Here is a 2647-nt window from a genome sequence, read left to right on the forward strand (position 1 = left end):
CGAGTGAGTCCCATCACGTGGTGTAGGAGGCGGCACCGGTCCTCGGGGTGAGGGTGGTCATCGTGCGATTCTCGGAAGCGCTAACCACCCGAGAAGGCGCACGATGACCACTCACGAGTCTGCCCTGTCCGACCTTCCCGCGCGACTTGCCGGCACCGACGCTGCGCGCGATCAACGGTGTCGGCGCCCAGGTCGCCACCGCATTACTCGCCGCCGCCGGCGACAACCCGGACCGGCTCCGCACGTCGTCATCGTTCGCCGCGCTCTGCGGCGTCTCACCGATCGACGCGTCATCGGGCCGGCGACGACACCACCGGCTCAATCGCTACGGCGACCGCCAAGCCAACTGGGCCCTCCACGTGATCATCATCAGCCGGCTCCGATGGCACCCACCGACCCAGGCCTACATGGCCCGCCGCCTCGCCGAGGGACGCTCCAAGAAGATGGTCATGCGCTATCTCAAACGTGTCGGGGCCCGCGGGAGTGTCCGGAGCTCTGTGTAAGTGGCGTGATCTGAGGGTCCACGGCTGAGGGCTGTGGGCTGGAGAGGATCACTGCGATGACTGAGACAGCAACCAACACGACGAGGGCCTCGCTGGCGGTGCGTAGCGTGCCGTTGGTGGGCGATGAGCCGGCGATGCGGGACTGGGCGGCTGAGCTGGTCGCCCAGGCGCGTGCCGAGGGGGTCGAGCTGACCGGTGAGAACGGTTTGTTGACCGGGCTGGTGCGCCGGGTGCTGCAGACCGGCCTGGAAGTGGAGATGACTGATCATCTCGGCTACGAACGCCACGCCGTCGAAGGGCGCGGTTCTGGCAACAGCCGCAATGGGATGACGTCCAAGACGGTGACGACGGAGGTCGGCAAGGTCGAGCTGCGGGTGCCTCGTGATCGTGATGGCAGCTTCGAGCCGCAGACGGTGCGCAAGGGGCAGCGTCGTTTGGACGGTCTGTCGGGCAATGTCATCTCGCTGTACGCGAAGGGGATGACGACGGGCGACATCCAGGCCCACCTGGCCGACGTCTATGACACCGACATCTCCCGCGACACCATCTCTCGGATCACTGACGCGGTCATCGAGGACCTGGTGGCGTGGCAGAACCGGCCCCTCGACGCGATCTACCCGGTGATCTTGATCGACGCCATCGTGGTCAAGATCCGCGACGGCCAGGTCGCCAACCGGCCGATCTACGTGGCGATGGGCGTCAACTTGGACGGTCAACGCGACGTGTTGGGGATGTGGGTCGGACCGACCGGCGGTGAGGGGGCGAAGTTCTGGGCCGGTGTGCTCACTGAGCTGCGCAACCGCGGCATCAACGACACGTTCATCGTGTGCTGCGACGGCCTGAAGGGCTTGCCTGATGCGATCCGGGCGACGTGGCCGGCGGCCGAGGTGCAGTTGTGTGTCGTGCACCTGGTGCGCTCGAGCCTGCGGTTCACGTCGAAGAAGTACTGGGGTCCGGTCTGTCGGGAGCTGCGCGAGATCTACACGGCCCCGACGCTGGATGCCGCCACCGTCCGCTTCGGCGAGTTCGCTGAGCACTGGCGGGATCGTTACCCGGCGATGGTCGCCACGTGGGAACGGGCCTGGGACGACTTCGTGCCGTTCCTCGCCTTCCCCGTCGAGCTGCGCCAAATCGTGTACACGACAAACGCGATCGAGTCGCTCAACGCCCGGTTCCGCAAAGCGGTGCGACATCGCGGGCACTTCCCGACCGAGCAGTCGGCGTTGAAGGTGCTCTACCTCGTCGCCATCGAGCGACGCCAGAACCGGTCCAACCCGACCGGCCAGATCAGCGGCTGGAAGACCATCCTCAACGCGCTGACCATCCACTACGGCGACCGCATCGAGGCCGCCCGCTAACCACCACCATCACGACCGCTTACACAGACGGTCGGACAGTCCCTCGCCCGCTGCGCGGTGGCGACGCTCGACGTGGCCAAACGCCGGCGCTGCGCCGACTGCGAGCGCGTGGATTCAGTTCGACTCACTCGTCGGCGGGGGCCGCTGGGACGTCGGGGTGGATGCGGGTCCAGTCGTCGCGCATCGAGACGACGGTCCAGCCGTGTTCGGCGGCGCGGGTGAGGGCGTCTTCGGCCCCGTCGTCGTACTCGAACTCGCGGTCGGGGTCGTCGTGACGTACGAGGATGCGCAGGCCGTCCCGTTGGCGGGTTCGGGCGTAGCGGAGCATCTGAATGTCGCCGTTGGAGTTGCCGCCGGCGATGAGGGGCCGTCGGCCGAGTCGGCTCCAGATGCGGACGGGCTTCTCGGGGCCGTCGTCGAAGAACTCGATCTCCGATTTGTAGACGAGCCCGGTGACCTCCGACTCGTCGGTGAAGTCGAGGCCGAGGGCGCTGCCGATGACACAAGCTATGGGCCATCGCGGAATCGAGGCACCAACCCCATCCCGACTCGATCAACACCCTTCCGTGGAGCTCGAGCACAAGCCACCCTGCGTTTCGGAGAGCATCACCCGGCGTCGTCGGCAGCTTGCTCGTGTTGACCGTCGCTGCGCGGCCGACGGACCCGACCCGTCCACCTCCAGACCTGGCTCGCCTGTGCGGGCTCGCGTCGACGACGTGGTGGATGTGAGAGACGCTGACGGGGACGTACTTCCGACGTTTCTCTGGCATCGCCACTCCTCATACG

General features: G+C 66.8%; 2 protein-coding genes and 1 pseudogene. 2 read left to right on the forward strand and 1 reads right to left on the reverse strand.

What is annotated here, in order from left to right; genetic code table 11:
* Nucleotides 1-152: 152 nt before the first annotated feature.
* A pseudogene (locus tag ABW137_RS04165) lies at nucleotides 153-503 on the forward strand (transposase); the annotation flags it as partial.
* A gap of 134 nt (nucleotides 504-637) precedes the next feature.
* Nucleotides 638-1861: an IS256 family transposase gene (locus tag ABW137_RS04170; RefSeq protein WP_526397185.1), complete on the forward strand. Its 1224-nt coding sequence runs from the start codon at nucleotides 638-640 to the stop codon at nucleotides 1859-1861.
* A gap of 124 nt (nucleotides 1862-1985) precedes the next feature.
* Here ABW137_RS04170 and ABW137_RS04175 read toward each other — a convergent pair whose 3' ends face one another.
* Entirely contained in the window at nucleotides 1986-2189 is a 204-nt protein-coding gene (locus tag ABW137_RS04175; RefSeq protein WP_526397183.1) for a hypothetical protein, read from the reverse strand.
* Nucleotides 2190-2647: the final 458 nt, after the last annotated feature.

Origin of the sequence: Mycobacterium sp., assembly GCF_040509115.1 — a bacterium.
Lineage (GTDB): Bacteria > Actinomycetota > Actinomycetes > Mycobacteriales > Mycobacteriaceae > Mycobacterium.